Origin of the sequence: Paenibacillus chungangensis (assembly GCF_042675905.1) — a bacterium.
GTDB lineage: Bacteria > Bacillota > Bacilli > Paenibacillales > Paenibacillaceae > Pristimantibacillus > Pristimantibacillus chungangensis.
The window spans coordinates 61,975-85,540 of record NZ_JBHTJZ010000070.1 but is presented as its reverse complement, the minus strand read 5'-3'; the positions used below and the strand labels follow the sequence as shown (position 1 = coordinate 85,540).

The 23,566-nt window shown below is 56.1% G+C and carries 15 protein-coding genes; all 15 read right to left on the bottom strand.

The annotated features are described in order from the left end of the window. Nucleotides 1–198 precede the first annotated feature (198 nt). Nucleotides 199–1,311 (bottom strand): GNAT family N-acetyltransferase, encoded by a 1,113-nt coding sequence (locus ACFQ2I_RS22225; RefSeq protein WP_377568215.1) that lies wholly within the window; start codon nucleotides 1,309–1,311, stop codon nucleotides 199–201. Between the two features lie 42 nt (nucleotides 1,312–1,353). After that, entirely contained in the window at nucleotides 1,354–4,581 is a 3,228-nt protein-coding gene (locus ACFQ2I_RS22220; RefSeq protein ID WP_377568207.1) for an alpha-mannosidase, read from the bottom strand. Nucleotides 4,582–4,715: 134 nt separating this feature from the next. Further along, complete coding sequence (locus ACFQ2I_RS22215) at nucleotides 4,716–6,035, bottom strand: ABC transporter substrate-binding protein (RefSeq protein ID WP_377568205.1); 1,320 nt, start codon at nucleotides 6,033–6,035, stop codon at nucleotides 4,716–4,718. 116 nt (nucleotides 6,036–6,151) lie between these two features. Then, nucleotides 6,152–7,096: a carbohydrate ABC transporter permease gene (locus ACFQ2I_RS22210; RefSeq protein ID WP_377568203.1), complete on the bottom strand. Its 945-nt coding sequence runs from the start codon at nucleotides 7,094–7,096 to the stop codon at nucleotides 6,152–6,154. 2 nt (nucleotides 7,097–7,098) lie between these two features. Beyond that, complete coding sequence (locus tag ACFQ2I_RS22205; protein ID WP_377568201.1) at nucleotides 7,099–7,989, bottom strand: carbohydrate ABC transporter permease; 891 nt, start codon at nucleotides 7,987–7,989, stop codon at nucleotides 7,099–7,101. After that, entirely contained in the window at nucleotides 7,986–10,271 is a 2,286-nt protein-coding gene (locus ACFQ2I_RS22200; RefSeq protein ID WP_377568199.1) for a DUF5696 domain-containing protein, read from the bottom strand. The genes ACFQ2I_RS22205 and ACFQ2I_RS22200 overlap by 4 nt, the downstream gene beginning before the upstream one ends. Nucleotides 10,272–10,282: 11 nt before the next feature. Beyond that, a complete protein-coding gene (locus tag ACFQ2I_RS22195; RefSeq protein WP_377568213.1) occupies nucleotides 10,283–10,891 on the bottom strand; it encodes a YIP1 family protein in 609 nt (202 codons plus the stop codon). Nucleotides 10,892–10,893: 2 nt separating this feature from the next. Next, nucleotides 10,894–12,399: a tetratricopeptide repeat protein gene (locus ACFQ2I_RS22190; protein WP_377568197.1), complete on the bottom strand. Its 1,506-nt coding sequence runs from the start codon at nucleotides 12,397–12,399 to the stop codon at nucleotides 10,894–10,896. 15 nt (nucleotides 12,400–12,414) lie between these two features. Next, nucleotides 12,415–13,287, bottom strand: coding sequence for a carbohydrate ABC transporter permease (locus ACFQ2I_RS22185; protein WP_377568195.1), 873 nt, complete (start codon nucleotides 13,285–13,287; stop codon nucleotides 12,415–12,417). Nucleotides 13,288–13,289: 2 nt separating this feature from the next. Beyond that, a complete protein-coding gene (locus tag ACFQ2I_RS22180; RefSeq protein ID WP_377568193.1) occupies nucleotides 13,290–14,255 on the bottom strand; it encodes a carbohydrate ABC transporter permease in 966 nt (321 codons plus the stop codon). A gap of 37 nt (nucleotides 14,256–14,292) precedes the next feature. Then, entirely contained in the window at nucleotides 14,293–17,244 is a 2,952-nt protein-coding gene (locus ACFQ2I_RS22175; protein WP_377568191.1) for an extracellular solute-binding protein, read from the bottom strand. Between the two features lie 50 nt (nucleotides 17,245–17,294). Then, nucleotides 17,295–18,197: a dihydrodipicolinate synthase family protein gene (locus tag ACFQ2I_RS22170; protein ID WP_377568189.1), complete on the bottom strand. Its 903-nt coding sequence runs from the start codon at nucleotides 18,195–18,197 to the stop codon at nucleotides 17,295–17,297. A 290-nt stretch (nucleotides 18,198–18,487) separates the two neighbouring features. Beyond that, nucleotides 18,488–19,219 (bottom strand): histidine phosphatase family protein, encoded by a 732-nt coding sequence (locus ACFQ2I_RS22165; protein ID WP_377568187.1) that lies wholly within the window; start codon nucleotides 19,217–19,219, stop codon nucleotides 18,488–18,490. Nucleotides 19,220–19,222: 3 nt separating this feature from the next. Beyond that, on the bottom strand, nucleotides 19,223–20,299 hold the full coding sequence (locus ACFQ2I_RS22160; protein WP_377568185.1) for a bifunctional heptose 7-phosphate kinase/heptose 1-phosphate adenyltransferase: 1,077 nt from the start codon (nucleotides 20,297–20,299) through the stop codon (nucleotides 19,223–19,225). A gap of 38 nt (nucleotides 20,300–20,337) precedes the next feature. Next, nucleotides 20,338–23,538: an alpha-mannosidase gene (locus tag ACFQ2I_RS22155; protein WP_377568183.1), complete on the bottom strand. Its 3,201-nt coding sequence runs from the start codon at nucleotides 23,536–23,538 to the stop codon at nucleotides 20,338–20,340. Nucleotides 23,539–23,566 lie beyond the last annotated feature (28 nt).

The following is a 23,566-nucleotide window of genomic DNA, read 5'->3' as shown; positions in this document are numbered from 1 at the left end:
TTCCACCTCGCGATGGACACCCTTGCTCTTGGCTAATGGTTGGCAACTGCAAGCCCCCATAGCGGACTTTCACCGCCTAGCTACGCGCCATGCGTGGCGCACCAAAAAGAAGCCGACCTACCGGTCGGCTCCTTCCTTTCTATTCGAACTGCCTTCGTAACTTCCGCTTCACTCTGGACAGGTAATAGCGTTACTTCCTTATATAAAATGCAATCCGCTCATGTATGGCAGAGGGATCGGGGGCAATCCGTCCCCATCTTCCCACCGCCCGGAACGGGGTTGGAACAGCAGCTCGACGAGCTTGCTAGCCGTTACGGCAGTGTTCCTCCCCATCTGTCTGACCTCGTACATGCCATCCCTTCCGAAGCTCGACGACACGTCGGTTAGTCCATGTTCGGCTTCCCAGTACGGAACCGCTTGACGGAACAACTCGGCGCTGTCCAGCACGCACACCGTCCCGCTGTTGCCCTCCAAGGACTCGCCCCATCCAGCCGCACGAAGCTGATCGGCCAGTTCTTCCTCGTGCCACCCCACCTTCATATGAAGATCGGTATGCCCCGCCTGCTTGATCGCATGCATCACGATAGCTGTCACGCTGTCCGGCTTGCCGCCCCATTCCACGACGAATGCCCCGCGCCCGTCACGTTCCTCTTCGCCGGATACAGCCAAAATAACGTATCCGCTCATCTCTTCCTCGGAGTAGGCTACCCACGTCTGATGGAGCATGCCGGAGCAGCTTGCATAGGCAGCAGCATGCAAGAGCAACTGCAGCTCGCTTACGCTCTGTTCGAACGTCACCGTTCTTGCGGCTGCCAGCTCATGCATGCGGAACAGATCGCGTGACTCCAGCAGCCGCACCTCCTTCCCGTCCGCGGCTTGGAACGACTGATCGGTCACTGCGCTATATTGGAATCGGCGGAATGCGCCGAACTTATAGCAGTCTGCCCGGACATACAACGAGCGGGTGCCGGATACGAATAGCAAGGAGGCCCCTGCCTCTATGGCGTGCCGCTTCGCCATCGCGACCAACTTGCCTGCCAACCCCTGGCCTCGGTAAGCGATATCTGTGCATACCGCCCCCATGGAGAACACACGCAATGCGGCTGGGCCTACGTTGATTCGCTGTGGTACTAACCCCACGAACGATACCAGCCGTTCCTCATGGAAAGCCCCCACAGAGTGGCCTATGCCCGGCTGGAAGATAGACGGGAAGGAGTCGCCCATACTCTTCCCGCCGTTCTTGCGAAAGATGGCGTCTGCAAGCGCCACAGCTTGCGACAGCTCCTCCAATTCCAAAAAACGAAAATCCATTTCCAACCGCATCTTCCTCCCATCGCCTATCGCTCGACGCCGTTACGGAAGCGCCAGCCTCAACTTGAATGTCTTCAACTGAAATGGCTTAAAATACGATACGAAGCTGTGTCCGTCGTACGGAAGCGCCGTCCCCTCCCGCTCCATCAAATTGACCTCCTCTAATGAAGCAATAGGAGCAAACAACTCGAAACGCGCGCTGCCTCTCGTTCCCGCACCTTCGTAACATCGTATGATCCATGCATCATCATCTTCAGCCCGCTTGATCGTATCCACGATAACATGGCGGGCATCGCACATAAGAAAGCTAATCTTGCCGGGCAACTGCGCCGCCTTCGCAGAGACGCTGCGCTCCGCTTGAAGCGGTGCGACAAGCAGCGGTGAATTCAACTGCCGCGCCTGCTCGCCGGTTCCCGCCTCGAACCAGTCTCCGCCGTGCGGCAGAAGGGAATAGGTGAATAGATGCTCGCCCAGATCCGCTCCCGGATCGGGAATGATGCCGGACTTGATCAATGTAATGCGCATGACGCCGTCGCGCACATCATGTCCATACTTGCAATTATTGAGCAAGCTTACGCCAAGTCCGCGTTCCGAATAGTCGATCCACTGCTGGGCGCATGTCTCGAATCGGGCATAATCCCAGCTCGTATTCCAATGCGTGGGGCGTTCCACATGGCCGAACTGGATTTCGTAAGTCGCTTTATTCGCCTGCACGTCCACCGGGAACGCCGCCTTCAACAGTTGCTGGCGTTCCTGCCAATCTACCCGCGTCACGAAGTCTATTCTAGGATTGTACGTATAGAACACAACATCCTGCTCGACAGTGCTTTCACCATAACGCCAAGTGAACGCGACGACCGTTCTTAATCGGCCGTTTTCGATCACCTCCACCGATTGCAAATCGTCAATCTGCCACATTTTCTCGTAATAGAAAATATCGATCTCCCATGTCTCATGGGCATGCGGCTTATCCTCGTGCACATCCAGTCGATTCGCAACCTCGCCCGTCTTCACAATCTCCCGCTGCAGCCGCTTATCGAACATGCGGGTCCACTGTCCCTGCTCGTTCCAGACAATCTCGTAGAACGGAGTAGACACGCCATTCTCATGAACAACGATAGGAGGTTCATCCAGAGACGCACGTTCGCCGTGATTGGCGACGACAGACTGCATCGTGACGGTCGTATAGCCGCTCCCGGGAATCCCCTTCACATGCAGCAGCAGCTCATCGCCCCGCTTCGTCTTCACTCGCTCACATTCCACCGCTTCACCATCGGCATCGCACCACTGCCCCCCGGTGAATTCAGCCTGCCACGGCAGCCGAATCAGTTCGTCGCGCTCGGCGGCCAGCGTATTGACGATCAACCAGCAAGGTGTGCTTCCGGCACCTCCGTTCACAAGTGAGGCAAGTCCGCCGATTCCAGTCAACAGCACCTCCTCCGCAAGCCGCTCCGCCTCGGCGTATTCCTCCCGGCAATCCTCGTACACCTCCTTAATGGAGCTGCCCGGCAATATATCATGGAACTGATTGCGCAGCACGATCTTCCAGCTCTCGTTCAGCTGCGCTTGCGGATAGTCCCTCCCTTCTGACAGCGTGCTGTCCAGCAGGGACAGCAGCTCCGCGTCGTGCAGCAGCCGCTCCATTCTCCGATTCATCCGCTTGTTGTACGCCTGAGAAGTGTAGGTGCCGCGATGCAGCTCCAGGTACAACTCTCCGTCCCAGCGATGGACGTAACGGTCCGTCTCTTCGACCCTCTCTCCCAACCGTTGGAAGTATTCGTCCGCCCGCCCCGTCACCGTCCTGGGCATGCCCGGCATATGCTCCAGCCTGCGGCGCAGCTCCAGCATCTCACGGGACGGCCCGCCACCGCCGTCTCCATAACCGTAGGCAAGCAGCAGCTCATGGTTAATCGCCTTGTCGCGATACGCCTCCCATATACCCGTCACCGTATCGGCATGGATTTCACCATTATACGTATAGGAGATGGGAGTATCATCCCGCTTCCCAGCCGATGTCGTCGTAATGTAATGGGTCAATATTTCAGTGCCATCGATGCCGCGCCACAGGAAGGTATCATGCGGGAATCGATTATATATATTCCAGCTAATCTTCGTCGTCATAAAGTACTTCAAGCCGCTCTTACTCAAAATCTGCGGCAGCGCCCAGCTGTAGCCGAACACGTCGGGCAGCCACAAATATTGGCAGGACAGGCCGAATTGCCGTTCATAGTAACGCATGCCCGTTAGCAGTTGGCGCACCAGCGATTCGCCGGATGGAATGTTGCAATCCGATTCCAGCCACATCGCCCCTTCCGCTTCCCAGCGTCCCTCCTTCACCCGCTGCCGGATGCGCCGGAACAGCTCAGGATAATCCCGCTCCAGATCCTCGTACAGCTGCGGCTGCGTCTGCAGGAATACATATTCCGGATATTGCTCCATTAATCGCAGCACCGAAGCGAAGGAGCGGGCGGCCTTCTCCCGCGTATGCTTCAGCCGCCATAGCCAGGCGACATCGATATGCGTGTGGCCGATGCAGTTGACCGTGACGTCATTGTTCCGAGGCAGTAACGCCAGCTCCTCCTTCAGCGAGCGGCACGCCCCGGATACGCTGGCGTAGAACGCTTCATCACCCGGGAATCGCCAATTGATCCCCGCGAACGCGCGATCGATGGCCGCCAGCAGCGGCGGCCTGGAGCTGTTGTTCTTATCCAGCACCTTGACGGCGCCCAGAGCTGCGCAGGCGGTATAATACAGATCATCCGCTTCGGGCTCCAGCACCGTCAGCTCTGCCCTCTCCACCCTCAGATCGAAGTACTCCTCGATTCCGTTATGCCAACAGGACAGCCCGCACCATACTTTGAACAGCAGCTCTGTTCGCTTCCCGATGTATTCTTGCGGGAAGAATACTTCCTTATGATTGCTGTCTACTCCTTGATAAGGGACGCCGTTCACATAGAGCAAGGACTCGAATCCGTACGTATTGCCGCCGCCCGTCCTGCCAATATCGAACACACAGACGACCGGCAATCCCCTCCACTGCTCCGGGATAACAATGTCCACCTTCAGCCAGGCGGTCATGTCCCAACCGCCCCAATGCTCGCCTACGGCAAGCGCCTGCCATTCCGCATCCGTCGGCGGCATGATCCCGACATCCGCCGATTCATCGACCCACATTCGAAAGGAAGGAATTGGAATCGACTTGTTCCGGTTGTAACGGTGGCCGTCGAGCTCCTCCACCCTCTTCTCCAGCTTCTCCATCGTTAAGAACATATTCCATCATCCTTCGGCTTAATAATGACGTTGCGCCAACTGCAAGTGCGAGCGCGTTCGTCATGACGAATACGCTCGCACAATGTTCTTATTCAGCCAAGCAGCCTCTGCTTATGCCGACGCGCTTCAACTGCTTACTTGCCGAGCAACTCCTGCTTCTGCTGCTGCACCTCGGCTTCAATTCTCTCCATTAACTGCGTCATGAGCGCCCTGGAGTCCATATTTTTCGTTACCCCTTCGTCAATGCCCTCCTGCCACACCTTCTGCGCCGCCGACTCCAGAGGCGAGCCGATCGGGAACTCCATCTCATCCACAAGCGAATAATTGAACTTGTGCATCAGCTGCCCGCCGAAAAACTCATGCCCTTCCGATTCAACGAATGGCAAATCCTTCACTGGCTTGTAAGCCATCACAATGTTCTGGGACTTCGACATCAATTCCGCTCCCTCGGGGTCCATCGAGACGAACTTGACGAATGCCCACGCCGCCTCCTTATTCTTGCTCTGCGACGGGATGACCAATTGCGTGTAACCGCGTCCTGGCGTCTTCTCCACGAACGGAACCGTCGTCGTCCGCCACAACCCTTTGAAGTCGGGACCGTACTTGATCAACCCGTCGATGGCGCTGGAAGGATTGAAGTACAGAACAAGATTGCCGTTGGCCATCAGTTGGTTGGTATCGACCCCTTCAATGGAAGGAAGCGCTCCCGTCGACAGTGCCCGCTTCGTAATGTCGATGACACGCACCCAATGGTCATTGTTGCGCTGGTATTCCAGCTCATGATTGTAGAAGCCCACCGTATTCAGCATCCAGGACAGCTCGCGCGTATGACGGAAAAAGACCGCCTCCGGATTCTGTGCCCTGACCGCAGCGACAAGCTCGAACAAATTATCCTCGTCCCTGATGAATTCACCGAACTCCTCCGGTTCCGACGGATAACCTGCGGCTTCGATGATATCTTGCCTGTAGAAAGTGACGTATGGATTCATGAACAGTGGAAAGCCAACGAGCTCCCCCTTCATGTTAACGCCGGCGTTCCAGGCATATTCATTGAATTGGTCCTTATATTGTCCCGCGTTATACGGCTCCTCTAGCAGATTCTCCAGCCCCTCCAGCGCCTTGTTATTGCCGTAATGGTTCTCGTTGATCCAGGCCACATCGGGCGCTCCCGTTCCCGCCGCTACGGCGACAAGTAATTTGTTGTGCGAATCCTCTACCTCCGAGAAATTCAGCTTAATATTGGGATACTTGCGTTGGAATGCCGCAATAATTGGCTTATGCTGTTCGCCCTGGAAGCTCCATAACGTCAGCTCGCCTTTCAGATCGCTATTCGCCTTCTGCCCTTCGTTGCTCTTCCCATTGCCGGCTTCGTCGCCCCCCTTGCCGCTGCATGCCGCGGCCAATAACGACAAGCACAGGAGAAATGTCAGCACGGTCACCATTTTCTTTTTCATCCCTTTTCACCCTCACTTTTCTCATTTTTGTGAAGATTTCATTCCGGATTATGCAAGACCAAGAAGACAGGCCAATAAAGGGATCACCTCCTAGCCGTAGTCTGTTCTTTCATGGCTTATTCTCCAGTCAGCCCGGTGCGCTCGATGCTCTCTACGAAGTAGCGCTGGGCGAACAGGTACATGAGCAGCAAGGGCAAAATCGTGACGACCGCTGCCGCCATCAGCCGCGGGCCTTCCAGCGATGCGCCGCCCATCGTATCGTCGCTTAGCACCGAAGTCTCTCCCGAAGTCAGCGACTTGATCACAAGCAGCTTCTGGCTCAACGTCATATTCTCTCCTGTCGTAATATACAGTCCGGCCTCGAACAGATCGTTCCAATGCCACACGAAGGAGAACAAGAAGACGACGAGAATGGCCGGCCTTGCCAGCGGCATGATAATCCAGAAGAAGGTGCGGTACGCTCCGGCGCCGTCGATTCTGGACGCCTCTTCCAACTGGCTCGGCATGCCCTTGAAGAACTGAATGAAGACGAGGACGAACAGCGCGCCGCGCAAGCCGTGACCGAAAGCGGACGGCACCAGCATGGGCAGGAACGACTGGGTCCAGCCGATATCGCTGAAGAACAAGTAGAGCGGCACCATCATCGTCTGCGGCGGAATGAGGAACGCGCACAGCAGCAGGAAGAACCAGATGCGGGAGCCGGGGAATCGGTAACGGGCGAATCCGTACGCCGCCAGGGAACAGCCCAGCACCTGCAAGACGCCGCCGCCGAGAGACAAGATGAGCGTATTTTTGAAGGTGAGCAGAAATTCCATCTTATCCAGCGCGACGATATAATTGGCGATCGTAACGCCCTTCGGTATCCAGACGACCGTGCCGTCCATTAAATCCGAAGGCTGCATCATCGCCTGGGTAAGCATATACAGCAGCGGATAGATGAACACGAAGCACAAGTTCAGCGCTACAATGTAGTAAAACAGGGACGGCAGCGCATGGCGCAATCGCTTGCTCCTGATATCGTTCCACGTCGCCGCGCGACTGCCCGAATGAAGCTTCCGCATCGCTATCCCCTCCTTTCGCTCATCCGGCCTTCGTCCCGCTTCCCGCCCCTGAACAGATAGAGCACCAGGACGATGGCGACGAACATGCAGACGAAATAAATCCACCCCAGCGCGGAAGCGTATCCGAACTGAATACGTTCAAACGTCACTCCGAATATATAGGCGAGCACTTCGTTGTTCATATGCGTGAAAGACTCCATCATGCTGAACAGCGTATTGACCAGAACCATGGGCACAATCATGGGGAACGTAATTTTCCAGTAGCTCTCCCACGGTGTAGCCCCGTCGCACTTGGCCGCTTCATAGAGGGAGGAAGGTATCGTCTGCAGCGCGGCTATGAAGATGACAATCTGAACGCCCGCTCCCCACATCACGAGCGACAGCGAATCTAGCGACTGCATGACGGGTATGACCAGTCCTTCCGGGAGCATCTTGTAGAGAATGTCGAGCCCGTCGCTCTCCGTCATCGGCAGCGCAAGCGCTTCCAGTTGCTGCAGCCGCTCCAGAATGGCGCCCGACGTGATGATGACAGGGAGGAAGAAGATCGCCCGGAACAGCATGCGTCCCCGCATATGCCGGTTCATCAGCAAGGCGGCGAACATGGCGAAGACGAGGATGAGCGGTACTTGGAGGAGCATAATGCCGACCGTCTTGAGCAGAGCGGGTACGAAGTTCACATCGGTCGTGAATGCGGTCCGGTAATTGCTCATCCCCGTGAACGTGGCGACCAGCCCGTCGGGCGTTACTTGCAATTCATGGAACGAGTAGTAGAGCGAGCGGGCAATGGGAACAGCCAGGAAAGCGAAGAAGCCGACGATCCACAGTCCGATGAACGAATAGGCTTCCGCAACGTGCCGGGCTTGCATAGACAGCTTCAGCTTTATCCCTGTCACGGGTTACCCCCCCTCTCTGTCATGACGTAGCTTCTAGCGGGAATCGTCACTTCGCCGACCGACATATTCTGACTTCCGTAGTTCACAATCACTTCCGCGCCTCCCGCATAGACCGTCCGGGCTACATGCTCCGACAATCTGTCGTGCCGTACGATCGCCTCTCCCGCCACCTTGCCGAGCAATGCGGCCAACTCTTCGTATTCCTCCACCGCCGGCTCCAACCATTGCTCGAAGTGCGAGCTGTATACGTCATCAGCCAGAGTGCGCTTCAACTTGCTGGACTGCTCGTAGGTGAGCAGATAGCTCGGACTGGCGCCGTATTCCAGCAGCTTCAGCTTGTTCAGCTCCGGATCGTCGCTCAGATTGGAGGGCGGCGCAGAGTAAGGGATCAGGCCGCGAATGACCATCTGATAGAACGGAACGGCATAATCTTCATAGATGAAGCCGCTGGAACTAAGCGGCACATCACGAATGTGATCCGCCAGATCAAGGGCGTAGCCGAAGCCGTAATCCACCGTCGCTCCACCGCCGGATATACCGCCTGCCGCCGCAAGCGCCTCTCGCCAATGCAGCGCCGTATTCTCTCTGGTGGATGGCCGCTTGCGGTTATGATCGGAATAGAGCGTATCGCCCATACCATCCAGATGTAGCCCTGCCACCTCTAGCTGCTTATAGCCGGCAAGCTCCTTGTTCATCCGCTTGAGAGCAACGTCGGGATTGAGATAAGTGAACTCCTGATTGGACTGCTGCAATGTATCGCGCTGAGGACGGGTGATGACAACCACTTCTTTATGAATACCTCTTATCCCGTCCCGCGAAGGCGATATATCCGCACGCTGACTGTAAGGCTTCACATAATTGGCCGCCAGATAAAGTGGGATGCCCTGCTCCTTGCAATAAGCAGCCAGCTGCTGCAGCGCAGACCCGCCGCCCAGTTGGCGGCTTGCCGGGAAGTGCTGCGGCTGGGCGCCGTACCGGCCGTCCTTGGACCAGCCGTCGATCATGACTTCCAGCCTAGGTATGCCGCTTGCTCGCAACTGCTCGATCAATTGCCGCGCTTGAGGGAATGTTGTCATGCTAACAAAGGACTTGCCGATCATCTCGTTGCGTTGCACGCCGCCCAGAAGCGTCAGCTGAAAGGGGAGCTCGGAAGGCTGACTCACAGGCCGCACACCCTGCTCCTCCATCACATATTGGCGGTATGCATGCGCCATGCCGCTGTAATCCGCATCCTCCCCTTGAAGGAGCACATAACGCACAGTCCGGTCGCCTGCTATCCGCTCGCCTTGCGCAATGGGAGTGGCGATCGACGTCCGTTTGCCGAGGAACATCACATCTTCATAGCGGTATATGAACTCTGTAGAGGCCCGGTAGTATTCCGCATTACGGAACCCTTTCGGACTGGCATGAATGTACGCATCGTATTGTCCGGCAGTAATGATGCCGAGGTATGCGCGATTGTCCCGATAGAGGCCGAATACGGGCAGAGCCACCTTCTCCCGGCGAGGCATGCTAACATTCTCTTCTTGGTTATAGGCGAGCTTCTCATGCGTCTTGGAGGCGACAGCGTGATCCGGCCCGTAGACAGGCTCGCGGTACCGCTCGATGAACGGGCTTCCCTCCTCCTTGAACAGCATGACCGCCCCCGAGCCGTCGGGGTAGAATAGGCCGCCTTCTTCGACTGGCGCCGCAGCATCGAAGAACGGCAGCGGCTCAATGCCGACCAGCTTATTACCGCCGTCATCGCGGATCGAGCTCTGAGGCACGGTCACTTCCATCGCATCATGGCGTAGACGATACTGCATGGAGAACGCGATACCGACGGATTGCAGATCGTAGTCGACTTGCACCCCTTGCGGGATCAAACTGACCGTCACCTTGCCATCCTCCCTGGCGGGATACGTCTCCGTAATCGCACCGGTAGGGCTTGAATAGCGCACATATACGGGCGCTTCCCGCTGGCTCCGCATGCTTCCCTTCACGGATTCATCCAGCTCGGGCGCTCCTCTCCAGCGATTCCCAGTCCGGATGTCCGCGAGCTCCACATTCCCCGTGCTCTCCGCGTAATACAGCTGAAGACTGGCATTCTCCGCGACAAGTGCAAGCCCTGGGCGCTGCGCTTGCTCCGCAAGCGACGTCTGGAACCATTGCTCCAGTTGCATCGTCTCGACCGGCGTCTCTTCTTGCTGAACAATTCCCGTTGCCGCATTCTCGGGGGAGGTGCATGACGCCAGCAGCACGACCCATACCCAGATGAATACGGCAGCTCCTTTCATCCTCATAGTCCCCCTCCTTATATTCGCAGGTTCATTTCCTTATACAGATTGACGGCGAACGACAAGCCTTGATCGATTAGTCCGTACAGCAGCAGAAGGATGAACCAGATCACGAGCATTCCGAATACCGACAGCAGAGTGACAAAGAACATTTTCGACCATTCAAAGTCGTGCAAAATCTTCACTTGCATCAGGAGCAGGAACGCTGCCCATACGTAGACGAAGCCAATGATAACGCCGTACAGGAACTTGTCGTCCTCCGTCAGGATATTGCTGAGCAAGGCGATGGGAAAAGCAAATATTGTATACGGCACGAAAGCATATGCACTGCCTACAGCCACTTCAACAAACTTGCCTTCCCCGTCCATAATGGTGCTGACCCCCCAATTGGCAACCGCCCAGGTGGCCCACGGTATAACTATGACGACAACTTCCACGATAAGTGATATTTCGAACGCTTCACGAGCCTGGAAGATATAACTGACAGAATAGAGCGAGAGGAATCTGGCGACGATCGTAGCTGCCACAATCCACAGAGCGTGAGAGAGCCGAGCCGCCCCTCTCGACTGCAGCTCCTCGTAGAAGTCAAATGGATGAAGCAAGACACGCCGAGTCATAGCCAACACATTCAATTTACTCCCTCCTCCGTCTCTCTCCCAGTTCTTCCAGCCCGCGCCAGGCGATACTTGAACCTGGCGAGCTTCCAAGCGATATACAAGGCGAACAACCCTGCCACCACTTGCAGGAAGTGATCACGGAGCCACGCAGTGCGATATTCCAGGAACGCCTTGGAATAGTCTGCGCGCGAGCCCGCCAACCTGAAGTAGCTCATCGCTTCGCGGAATTTCTTCTGCTTATAAAGCGCCTTGCCGATATTTAGATAAGCCAGCTCGTAATTGCTGCTCAAGCGGATCACCTCTTGCCACGGCTCCATCGATTGCTCGTAATGCCCTGCGGTATACAGCGATGTAGCCTCGTGCACCTTCCTGGAGAACGGCGTCGGGTAGAAGCGATCGATTCGGCTGCGCGCGCTGTCGGCGATATAGATCATGCCGTCCGACGTCTCGGCGATGCTGACCGGCGACTGGAACAAGCCGTTCTGGCTGCCCAAGCCGCCGAATATGAACAGCAGATCGCCTTCGCTGTTGTACTGATACGCCTTGCCCGTCGTCCGGTCAAGCGCGGTAATCATGCCGTCGTCGCTGACCGTCACATCATGGAACGCATCGTACTGGGAGATGTAATTCTCCTTCCGCATACGCAGATCGCCGTACCTCACCTTGGAATCGCCCCCGAACCAGCCACTCTCCTTCCCGTCGGAGGCATTATTCAGCGTATCCACGCCGACTGCGCTGAGCCGCTTCACCTGGTTGTAGGGGATGCCGAGCGATGTCGTATAGATGAATCCCTTCTTGTCTTGATACAGATTGGAGAATTCGGGCGGCCTCTCTCTGGCGATGGACGCCTTCTGTTCCTCCGTCGTCAGCACATTAACAAGCAGCCTGCTTAGGCTGAACGGCAAGTGGTTCGCACCGAAGAAGCCCGCGAATTCACCGTCCGGCGTCAGCTGAATCAGACCCTGAGAGAAGCCCTCGCTGACGACGATCATATACCCCCGCTTGTCGACCGCCAGCTTAATGGGATGATAGCTGAAGCCCTCACCCAGCAAGGTGGTGTCCGGCACCGGGAAGTCCCGCTCGAACTGGCCGCTACCGCTGAACAAGGCAATACGGTTGTTCCCTGTATCCGCGACGTACAGCGTGCCATCCTCCGCCACGAACATGCCTCTGGGATTGTTCAATAGACCAGGGCCCTCGTCGTCCCCATATACCCTCAGCACTTCCTTGCGCACAGTCATATGGACGATGCGGTTGTTCCCGCTGTCCGCAATATACAGCGTGTCGTCCTGCGCCACGAACAGATCCTGCGGATTCTTGAAGGGGCCGGAGGCCATCCCGTAGCCGTCTATCGAATCCTGATAGAGATAGCCGTTCACCGAGCCAGCCGCTTGCTCTAGACTGTTGTATATATAGCCTTCATACGGACCTTCTGCTCCTACCCGGTGAGGGTATAGAAGAGCGAGTATGAAGATGACTAGAATGCCGATACCGGCCCGTATCGAACCGCTTCCCATTGCAATCCCTCCCCGCTACTTAATACCCGAGTGCGCCATCGTCTCCAGTACGCGGCGCTGTGTGATGACGAATACGATAATGGTCGGTACGATCATCAGGAAGGAAGCGGCGGCGAGCGTGCCCACCCGCGCCACTACGCCGTACCCTCCGCTGATCGTCTGCACGGCAAGCGGCAGCGTCTTCATCGTCTCCGTCGTCGTGTAGACCATCGCGGACCAAGGATCGTTCCAAGCCGCAATGAACGTAAGCAGCGCCAATGTGGCGATAGCCGGCTTCAACAGAGGAACGATAATCTTCGTGAACATCGTCCACTGCCCCGCTCCGTCGATCTGACCCGCTTCAAGCAGCACATCCGGTATTTGATCCAGGAACTGCTTCATGAGGAACAATCCGATCGGAGCGGCAAGATGCGGGAAGATAAGCGCCCAGTACGTATTCATCAGCCCCAGGTTGCTGATGACCAGATATTGTGGAATCTGCGTCACTTGCGGCGCGAACATCAGGGCTAGAATGATAAGCTTGAATATCGCTTCGCGCATCGGCATATTCATGTGCTTGCTTAGCGGATAAGCCGCCATCGTCGCAATGACGATGCTGAAGATCACGATTGCGGCAGTGACGACGACGCTATTGAAAATATAACGTGTGAACGGAACGGCCGACGTCTCCGTAACGAGTAGCAAATCGTAGAAATTGTCCCATGTCGGATCGATGACGAAGAAGCGCGGCGGGAACAGGAACAGCTCCGAGATCGGCTTGAATGCGGTCGAGGCCATATAGACGAGCGGAGCCAGCATGAGAAGCGCGAATGCCGTAAGCCAGACATAGAGGAAGATGCCGCTCCAGTCAATCCGCTTGCCTTTCACAATCGAAGTTGCCCCTCTCATGCCTATCCCCCCTTGCTTCCGAGAATGTTGAATATGATGCGGTTGATGCCCACCATCAGGCCGAACAGAATGACCGCGATCGCTGTCGCGTAGCCCATCTCGAACCGGATGAAGGCGTAGTCGAACAGATGGGTCATGACGGTATGACCTGCATAGAGCGGACTGGGCATGCCGACGAGCTGCACGCTAATGTCGAATACCTGCAATGCCGTGACGACCTGCAGCACTGCTCCGAACAGCAGCTGCGGCTTCACATAGGGAATGGTAATGTACCACAGCTCCTGCCAGCGATATCTTACTCCGTCGATCGCGCCCGCCTCGTACATGTCACGCGGCACATTGGCCAAGCCGGCCAGGAAGGCCAGGAAGCCGACGCCCATGCTCATCCACAGCTGCACGATAATCAGCACAGGAAGTATCGTATCCACATCCTGCAGCCACAGCCACGGCTCTCTGAACAGGCCGATTCGCATCATGAAGTGGTTGATTAACCCATAGCGATCTCCCGAGAACAGATAGGACCAGACGATGGACATGGCGATCGCGCTCGTGATGGCCGGGGTATAGAAGCAGACGGTATAGAAGAACCTGTACTTCTGGGGAATCTGGCTAATGAGCCACGCCAGCAGGAAGGACATAATGTAGCCGATCGGTCCCGATACGATTGCGAATTTGAATGTATTGGCGAGCGCGGTCAGGAACACATCGTCATCGAGGAACAGCAGCTTGTAGTTGGAGATGCCGATCCACCTCGGCGGCTCCAGAATGTTGTAGTAGGAGAAGCTCATCGCGATAGAAGCCGCTACGGGAATAATAGTGAACAACGTAAAGAAGAACAGGTAAGGCGCAAGAAAGTAAAACGATATACGATTTTTGAACACGCTTACAAAAAATGAAGTCCATCTCCGCGGCAAGCGGACGGTGAGCTTCGCGTCGCGGCTGGCGGACGGAATCTCCCGGTTAAGCATTGTCATCACTCCTTTCCTGCCGGCCGGCTTGCCCGGCCTAATCCAGACCGAATTCCTCCCGCTTTTTATCTAGCTCTTTGTTGATCGCTTCCACACCCGTTTCAATTGCCTCTCGCGTATTTCTACCGTTCAGTACGATCTCGTTCCACATATTCACGATGTGTCTGGTCGTATAGTAACCACCGATAACGATCTCGCGTTCCTTGAACCATTCCCACTGCTCCAGAATCGCTTCGATATCGGAGGAGGGCCACGGCAGATTCGTCAAAGCTTCAATGTTGGCCGTATTCCAGCGGGCCTCGACGCCGATAATCGATTCCAGATCGGAGCCGAACTGCTCCTGAACCGGAGCGCTGGTCCACCACTTCATGAACGCCCAAGCTTCCTCCTTCATCTCCGAATCCTTGAACATCATCGCCGTCTGCGCCAATCCGCCCGTCGAGCGGTTAACCTTCCCGTCTGGCTGGCGTACGCCGGGCATCGGCTTCATCTCCCACCAGCCCGTCAGCTCCGGAGCCGCGGTCGTCAGCAATACATACGTGGAATAATCTGCGACGCCGATCGGCATCTCGCCGGAACGGAACCGGTTATAGAAGTTCGCATCCTTGTCGATCTTGTAGTTCGTATACAGTCCGGTCCACATCTCCATCGCGGCGAATGCCTCCGGACTGTCCAGATCGGACATCCTGCCGTCTTCGCGGTAGAATTCTCCTCCATTCTGGAACAGGAACGGCGCGAATTCATTGATCGCCAGCTGAGGCGCATTCGGCGCATGCGGATAATAGAAGTCCATGCCATTCTGCTGCAGAATCGGTATAATGTCCATGACCTCTTCCCAGGTGTCCGGAATATCCGTAATTCCGATCTCCTCCATAATATCCTTGCGGTAGAAGAGCATGTAGAAATTCTGATTCTCCGGCAGGGCGTAGTCTCCCCCGTTATAGCGGTATGGAATAAGAGCTCCCGGCCTGAATCTGTCGGCCACCTGGTCGTAATCGGGGAATTCGTTCAAGTTCACAAGCGCGTTCCGAATGGCGAAGTCGATCGGCAGATCCGCTTCCACGCCAAGGGCGACATCCGGCGCCAAGCCCGACGAGCTGGCCAGCATAAGCAAGTTCATCGCTTGTGCGGGTATGACATTGACGTTCACCTGTATGCCCGTGCGTGTCGTGAAGTCTTCGTCTGCCAGCTGCTTAATAATTTGCACCCAGTCGCGTCCCCTTGCAATCCATACGTCTAGCGACCGCTCGCCATCCTCCACCGTACTTCCGATCTGGCTGAAGTCCTTCGTGAAGGAGGTGAAGAAGCTGTATAGAGATTGCTTCGCCCGATCCAGCCGGCTGGAGGCATGCTGCGGCCACTCCCGGTCCGGCGACTTGACGACGAAGTAGTCCAGCATCAGTCTCTGCCGGCTGACCCCGCTTATCCATAGGCCTATCGAGGACTGACTGCTGGCGAAGCTGTCCATGCGCGATGGAATTGTATGGGGGTTATCCGCCATATCCAGCAGCTGATCGCGAGCCATGGCCGCGAAGTTCACTTCGGAGCTGCCGCGCTTCACGCCGGAATCGTAGATCGCTTCTATCGCCATGTTCAAGTCTCCAGCCAGCAACTGCAGCCGAGGAATCAGGTTGCGAATGTTCCTCTCCAGCTGCCAATCCATGTTGGGGTCCGGATTCGTGCCGATGACCATAATGATCTCGCGGCTTAACGCGGACATATTCGCGGATACTTCCTGCAGCATCTCGAATACTTTGCCCAGCGCATCGACCTGCACCTCCATCCGAATCCGGTTCTTCCCTTCATTCAAGTACATGAGGTAGTCCTGTTCCCCGTCGCCGAAGCCTTGGAATTGCCATTCCTTGCGATCCATGAATCGAAGCGCATTCAGCTCCCGGAAGGGTACTTCGCCGTTAATGTACACTTTGCGGTGGACGGGAACGCTGCCGTTCAGCCATTTCGCGGCGAACCGGGCGCCGATCTGGTATAAGCCGCTCGCTGGGACGTCGATCTCCCATTCAATCCATTGGCCGCCGTCCCGCCATGCGGAACCGCCGACTGCGTTCAATGTAAGCAGATCCTTGTCATAGGGTTCTGTAGCAGGATCGTTATCGTTCACTCTTCTTATCGTTGGATCTGATTTCAGCACAACCGTTTCTTCGGCTTGCACTTTCATGAAGTAATCTTCCGCTGTGGGGTAGCCCTGCTGCTCATAAACCTGCAGCTTCTGATCGTAGGTTGGTAGGAGAATAGGAGAGTAGATTTCCAGTTCGGATATGACTGCCGGTTCGCGGACAGCCATTATTTTTAGAGTATGCCGTCCTTTCGTCAGATGGAAGCGGAACGGCTCGCTTGCCCGAGCCTGATGGTCGGACAGAGCGGCATGCTGCCAGCCGGACACTTCCTGCTGCCTGGGGTTGAATTTGTTCCCCATCACATCGAGCCAGGGCTCATCGGCTTCCTGCCACATGCGATGGAGCTTGACACGCTTCGCTTGAAAGAATGGATATTGCCCGTCGATCTGAATCCCCCGCAGAATGGAAGAGCCCTTCCCTTCCAGGGCGTAATAGCTAACAGCCATCTGATAGAAACCCGCTTCCGGAATATCCACTTCGTATTCTACCCAGCTGTCCTCCTCCGTCAGCGCCAGCATATCTCCAGGCCGATTCCCCACTCCTGTCATGATGGAGACGCCCCCGTCTTCGCTTCGATCGGAGTACGCGGCCGCGGCAATGACAAGATGTATGCCGGAGGTGTCGCTTACTCCCAGCTTCTGTTGCTCCTCGTAATATTGCAGGTAAGAAGGCTCCAATTGTCCCCTTTCCCCGTTATCGCCCAATATGGCAGCCCGCTCTTCTGCAGAGAATTGGGGCATATCGGCGAATACGACCTCGTCCAGCTGCCTGTTATTCGACCACCACAAGATTAGAACAATCAGGATCAGGCCGATTATGATGCTTCCTGTGTATTTTCTCATCAGCTTGTTCACGTCACTGCCTCCTCTGGAGCAACGGCTCTTGACATTTCCTTGCGAGCAAGTCAGCTGCTGATCTTCGTTGCGCTTGATTGCCGGTAGGCGTCCCACCATACTTCCATGGACTTGGCCGCATGGGGCTTCAGTTCACCCGGCGAGCGCGTATGGATGTCGATACCAAGCCCCTGCAGCTTCAGCAAGTACTTCGCCGTAGCGGTGTACCCCGTACTCAGGGCGCAATCCAGATAGAGCAGCAGCCGATGCGTATGTTCCGCTGCGGGATCGCCCTGACGGGCTTGATGCCACAAGTCGATTACAATGTCGGAGCAACCCGCCGAGACGATCGCCATAATGCCTCTGCAGCCCTGTCTGAGCGCATCCAGCATGAAAGCCGCATTCGCCTGATAGACGATCGCTTCCGGGGCCGCATTGATCTTGGCCAGAATGCCCTCCATCGTGCAGGTCGTATCCTTTATGCCATGGACGTTATGACGCTTCACCAGTTGTTCGTATACCCATGCTTCAATTGTGCCGGGTTGGGAGCCGGGATATTCGTATAGAAAGACTGGGCAGGAAGCTAAGTCAGCCAACCGGGCGAAGTAGTCTTGCAGCTGTGACTGATCCTTCCCCAGACCAAGCGGCGGCACAAGTACGATCCCGGCTACCCCTGTTCCCTCTATCCGCTTCAGTTCGTCATCGTGGCGGGACGGATCTTGCTCCATATTGGCTGTTGCGATGACCGGCACATCGCCGGCGCGCTTAACGGCAACGGACGCAAGATCGATACGTTCCTGCAACGTCAGCCACTTCATCTCGCTGCTTCCACACACAGCGAATAATCCGCTGGGACGTCTGTCCAGCTGCCAGTCGACCAGGGCATCATACCCCCTCCAATCGATTGCACCATCCTCCAAGAATGGGGTCATGACGAGGGAGAACACGCCTTCATACTTTTCATCGATCTTCATGATCACCATTTCCTTTCGCTTTGTTTCCATCAATACACTTAATCATTAAGTAAATTAATGCGGAGATCAACAGAAAGCTTCACTCGACGGTATATTGACTGTGTGTTCCGGATTTGCGTTCTCCATTCAGGATTGTTTGTCTACTTGTCTGGCTTTTTTTCTTATTCATTAAGTAAAATTATATCTCTATATTTTCACTTTGTAAACCCTTTCTTTTCATCGCTTTCTCAAAACTCCTGCCTATGTCGCTTGCCTTGCATCATGAACATCGCAACCGACCGCTGTCCCTCTTATGGCAAAACGCCTTCCGTAACGACTTCGTCCGGGAAGTGGCTCCTGTCATTCGTGAACCGGATGGCCGGTCCGTATTGCCCGTTCGCCCAGTCGTTATCGAAATCTACTCGCGATATGGCTCCGTGCGCTTGATTGAAACGATTGTAATCGCAAGGGCTGCTCTCATTCAACAGCGTCAGCAGAATGGAACCGAACGCACCGTGGCAGACGACCGCGATGGCGCTATTCGTGCCCCAATAGCGCTTCCTCAGCTCTTCCAGCACGATCTCAGCGCGATGATAGGACTGCTCTCTCGTCTCGCTGACGGAGCAGCTCCATTGCCTGGACGGCTCGAACGGCTGACTGAACTTCACTTTCGGATGCGAGACGATGTGCTCCGGGTACTGGTGTTCCAAGCTGTTATGCAGCTCCACATTAGATCGATAATCATGCGCGACTATGCCCTTCTCTCTCAGCTTCGGCCAATTGCCCCTCCCCGGCACCTCTGACAGGGCAGGCCAAATGTGCCAGTCCGTCCCGGTATGCCGTTGAATCGCCTCAGCCGTCTGCAGCACTCTTAGGAGAGAGCTGGAATACATCCGCTGGATGCCCCACTGCTTCATACGGGCTGCCACATACTCCGCTTGAAGCAATCCGTGCTCGCTTAACGGCGCGTCGTCCCCGCCTTTATATCCGGCAACGCTGCTGGCCGGCTGGCAATGCCTTACAATATACAGCTTCCATGCCATTGTTCATCCTCCCTCTCCATTCCGGCACTGATCATACCGGTCCATGATTTCCTCAGGAGTGGCGTGGCCGACCCCGCCCAGCTTCTTGACAGATACAGCGGCGCCCAGATGAGCGAATGCGACCGCTTCCGCTCCCGATGCAGCGACTCCGAGCGCAGACATCAAGGATGCGCCGAAGCAATCGCCGGCTCCCACTACATCCAGCGGCGGCTTCACCGGCATCGTCGGGATGACTGTCGCTGCGCCTTCTTCTACCCAGATAGCTCCCTTGCTTCCCATCGTCAAGCAGCAAGGGGCGCTGACTTGAGAAGATAATCGCCGACCGATCTCCATCCACTCCTCGAGCGGCGCATTCTCTTCCGGCATAACTACGCCTACGCTTCTCGGAGCTTCAACCTCATTCGGCTTCACAATACAGCCGAAGAAGGAGCTGATATGCTCCCTGCTATCGGCTACGACCAGCTTGCCTCGCTCCGCCCAATGCGACAGTCGCCTGCGAACGGCATCGCCTACGACACCGCTGACCAGCTGATCCGTTACTCCGATGACGTCCACTTGCGAAGCCATGGCGTCCAGCGCACTGATGACTTGATCGACAATCGATTCCGGCCAACTGCTGTGATGAATAAAATCAATGCGAGGCGCTTCCTGAACCGTATCCTGCAACCCGCGCAGAATAGGCTTGCAATAGGCCGGAGTGCTGCCCTCCTTGCTTAACACAATATGTTCGCATGAGATACCGTTCTCCTCCAGCTTCTCCCGCAGAATCCTTCCCCGCCAGTCATTGGCTATAATACTGCATAATTTCACTTCCGAGCAGCCAAGCTTCTTCAAGTTGACTGCCGTATTGGCCGCAGCACCGGGGGTGAAGGATTCTCCTACGACGGGTAGCGTATAATGCGGCGTCTCTCTCGACAGCTCGCTGCGGGTCATATCGATCTGCCAATAAATATCTAGGCAGCTGTCGCCGATAATGCCCGCTTTCAGCCCTTGGATGCCCCTCAATATCGCCATAACCTTCTCCCGGGAAAGCAGACCGGCTTCTATGCTGCCGCCAATCTCTTTGTTAGTCTTTATCACACGTATTCCTCCTTCCTCTTTGGGACGAACCGCGACTGCTAACGCCAACTGACTTTGAACGTCTTCACCTCGTACGAACCGAATGAAGCCTTGAATTCCTTCTCTGCGAACTCCATATCCACCCCGTCGCGCTCAAGCATGTTAACCTCCTGCAGCGAGTCGATCGGGAACCAGCTGTGGAAGGACGCCCTGCTCTTCTGTCCCGCCGCTTCGTAACAGCGCAGAATCCAATACTCATCGTCCTCCGACTTCTTGAACGTGTCGATGATAATATTGGGGCTGGAGCAATGGATGAAGCTTGCTTCATGCGGCAGCCCATCCGCCGCCGCTTCATCCGGCAGCTTGACTGCGGCAATCGGCGCATTCAGCCGATGCGCTTGCTGCAGCGTACCGCCCTCGAACCAGTCGCCTCCGTGCGACATAACGGAATACGTGAATAGATGCTCGCCGAGATCGGCATAGGGATCGGGTGCGATACCGGACTTGATCAGCGTAATGCGCATCACATTGTCCAGCACATCGTGTCCGTATTTGCAATCGTTCATCAGACTGACGCCGAAGCCCCGCTCCGACAAGTCCACCCAGCTCTGCGCACACGTCTCGAACCGAGCATAATCCCAGCTCGTATTCCAGTGGGTAGGCCGCTTCACATTGCCGAACTGAATCTCGTACGTCGCCTCCGCAGCGCGCACATCTACTGGAAAGGCCACCTTCAGCAGCTGCTGACGCTCCTGCCAGTTCACATGAGTGGCGAAGTCGATTCGGAGAAGCTCCGCATACAGCGTCATATCCTGCTTCAGCGACGTCTCCCCGTAGCGCCATTGGAAGCGGATGATCGCCCGTTGCCGATTATGCTCGATGACCTCGATCGATTGCAAATCGTCGATATGAACGACCTTCTCCTTATAGAACAGGTCGATCTCCCATACTTCATGCTCCGCCGGCTTATCCTCATGCACATCGAACCGGTTAGCCGTGCAGCCTTCGGCGATGACCTCCCGCTTCCTGAGCTTGTCGTATAGCCGAGTCAACTGACCGGCCTCATTCCAGCGAATGTCATAGAACGGTGTGGATGCTCCTCCCTCTGTCAGTACAATCGCTTCATCCCCTTCTACTACCCCATCATCCCCCTCGGTATCACAACTGACCATTGCATATCCGTTAGCTGGTATGTCTCTGACATGGAGCAGCAAGCGATCGCCAGTCTCCCTGCTAATCCGCTCCGCCTCCAGTCGCCGACCGCGGCCATCTCTCCACCGCTTGCCTGCATACTCCGCCGACCAGGGCAGCTCAATTGACTCGTCTCTCTCCCAGCCAAGCGAATTAAAGAGAAGCCAGCCTGGCTCCGCCCCCTTGGCGACGGAAGAGGCGAGCAATTGCAAGCCTTCCTTCAGCACGCCCTCGACCAGCGCTTCCGCTTCGGCATATTCCACCCGGCAATCTTCATACACCTCTGTGATGGACGAGCCCGGCAGGATGTCGTGGAATTGATTGCGGAGGACGATCGTCCATGCCTCGTACAGCCGACTCTGCGGGTAGGATGCCGACGAAATGGCGGAGCAGCCCCCCGATGCGATCATCTCCGCGCTGCGCAGCGCTTGCTCGAGCCGCCGGTTCATTCGCTTGTTGTATGCTTGCGATGTGTAAGTGCCGCGATGAAGCTCCAGGTACAGCTCGCCTTCCCAGCGATGCACGTATCGATCGGTCTCTTCGACCGTACGGTTCAGCTCTTCGAAGTATTCGTCCGCTCTGCCCGTCGTCAACGTCGGCAGCCCCGGCATATGCTCCAGCCTTCTGCGCATTTCCAGCATATCGCGGGTCGGCCCGCCGCCGCCGTCCCCCCATCCGAAAGCAAGCAGCAGATCGTCGTTGATTTCTTTGTCTCGATAAGCATTCCATATGCCGATCACCGTCTCCGGCAGCACTTCGCCGTTGTAGGTGTAGAAATTTTTGAACACATTGTCCGCCTTAAAGTTATGAGGGTCCGGCGTCGTAATGAAGTGCGTCAGCACCTCGCTGCCGTCTATCCCGCGCCATATGAACGTGTCATGAGGCATTTTATTGTACACATTCCAGCTGATTTTGGTCGTCATGAACGTATCGATCTCGCACTTCTTCAAAATTTGCGGCAGCGCCCAGCTGTAGCCGAACACATCCGGCAGCCACAAATAACGGCAGGCCACGCCGAACTTCGCTTCGAAATAGCGGGTGCCGTGCAATAGCTGACGCACCAGCGACTCGCCCGACGGAACGTTGCAGTCTGACTCCAGCCACATCGCTCCCCCCGCTTCCCAGCGCCCTTCCTTCACCCGCTGACGAATGCTATCGAAGATGTCCGGATAGTCCCGCTCCAGATCGGCGTACAGCTGCGGCTGCGACTGCAAAAACACATACTCCGGGAACTGCTCCATTAACCGGAGAACAGTCGAGAACGTGCGAGCAGCCTTCTCGCGTGTATGCCTCAGCCGCCATAGCCAGGCTACGTCAATATGACTGTGACCGATGCAACGCACCTTCACCGCATGATGCTTGGGAAGCTTGCCCAGCTCCTCCTTCAGCTGGCTGCACGCTTGCCCCACGCTCGCATAGAACATTTCGCTACCCGGCTTCCGCCAGTTCAACAACAGGAAGGCGCGGTCTAGCGCATTCAATATTTGCTGGCGCTCCCAGCTGTTCTTATCCAGCACAAGCAACGTTCTGTAAGCCGCCTCCGCCGTAAAATACAGATCATCCGCTGCTTCATGAACGACGGTCAACTCCGATTGCTTCAACTGCTGGACAAGGGGAATCTTGTCGTTCGTCCAGCCGTATATGCCGCTCCATACTTTGAACAGCAGACTCACCTTCTGCCCCGCCAGCCCCTGCGGCAGCAACACCTCCTGGTGATTGCTGTCCACTCCCTGATAAGGCTGGCCGTTCAAGTAGAGCAGAGACTCGAATCCCGTCGTATTCCCGCCGCCCGACTTGCCGATATCGAACAGGCCGACCACCCTCCTGCCCGCCCATGCTGCGGGAACGGCACTCTCCGCTTGCAGCCACACTGTCTTGTCCCAGCCCTCCCAGCGGTCGCCGATCGAGATGTCCGTCCACTCGGCATCAGACGGCGGCATAGCTCCGACATCCGCCTCCTTATCCTCCCAGAAGCGATAGGTGCCAATCGGAACGGAAAAAGTCCGATCATAGCGATATCGTCTCAGCTCATCGATGCGCTTCCTCAATTTCTCCTCCGTCAAAAACATGGCTACTCTCCTCTCATCTTGGAAACCA

What these genes read in the sequence shown, in the direction of transcription:
- ACFQ2I_RS22220 (WP_377568207.1), bottom strand. Translation starts at nt 4,581, where the DNA reads ATGTTCTTAACGATGGAGAAGCTGGAGAAGAGGGTGGAGGAGCTCGAC.
- ACFQ2I_RS22210 (WP_377568203.1), bottom strand. Translation starts at nt 7,096, where the DNA reads ATGCGGAAGCTTCATTCGGGCAGTCGCGCGGCGACGTGGAACGATATC.
- ACFQ2I_RS22170 (WP_377568189.1), bottom strand. Translation starts at nt 18,197, where the DNA reads ATGAAGATCGATGAAAAGTATGAAGGCGTGTTCTCCCTCGTCATGACC.
- ACFQ2I_RS22215 (WP_377568205.1), bottom strand. Translation starts at nt 6,035, where the DNA reads ATGAAAAAGAAAATGGTGACCGTGCTGACATTTCTCCTGTGCTTGTCG.
- ACFQ2I_RS22165 (WP_377568187.1), bottom strand. Translation starts at nt 19,219, where the DNA reads ATGGCATGGAAGCTGTATATTGTAAGGCATTGCCAGCCGGCCAGCAGC.
- ACFQ2I_RS22200 (WP_377568199.1), bottom strand. Translation starts at nt 10,271, where the DNA reads ATGAGGATGAAAGGAGCTGCCGTATTCATCTGGGTATGGGTCGTGCTG.
- ACFQ2I_RS22225 (WP_377568215.1), bottom strand. Translation starts at nt 1,311, where the DNA reads ATGGATTTTCGTTTTTTGGAATTGGAGGAGCTGTCGCAAGCTGTGGCG.
- ACFQ2I_RS22155 (WP_377568183.1), bottom strand. Translation starts at nt 23,538, where the DNA reads ATGTTTTTGACGGAGGAGAAATTGAGGAAGCGCATCGATGAGCTGAGA.
- ACFQ2I_RS22190 (WP_377568197.1), bottom strand. Translation starts at nt 12,399, where the DNA reads ATGGGAAGCGGTTCGATACGGGCCGGTATCGGCATTCTAGTCATCTTC.
- ACFQ2I_RS22180 (WP_377568193.1), bottom strand. Translation starts at nt 14,255, where the DNA reads ATGCTTAACCGGGAGATTCCGTCCGCCAGCCGCGACGCGAAGCTCACC.
- ACFQ2I_RS22185 (WP_377568195.1), bottom strand. Translation starts at nt 13,287, where the DNA reads ATGAGAGGGGCAACTTCGATTGTGAAAGGCAAGCGGATTGACTGGAGC.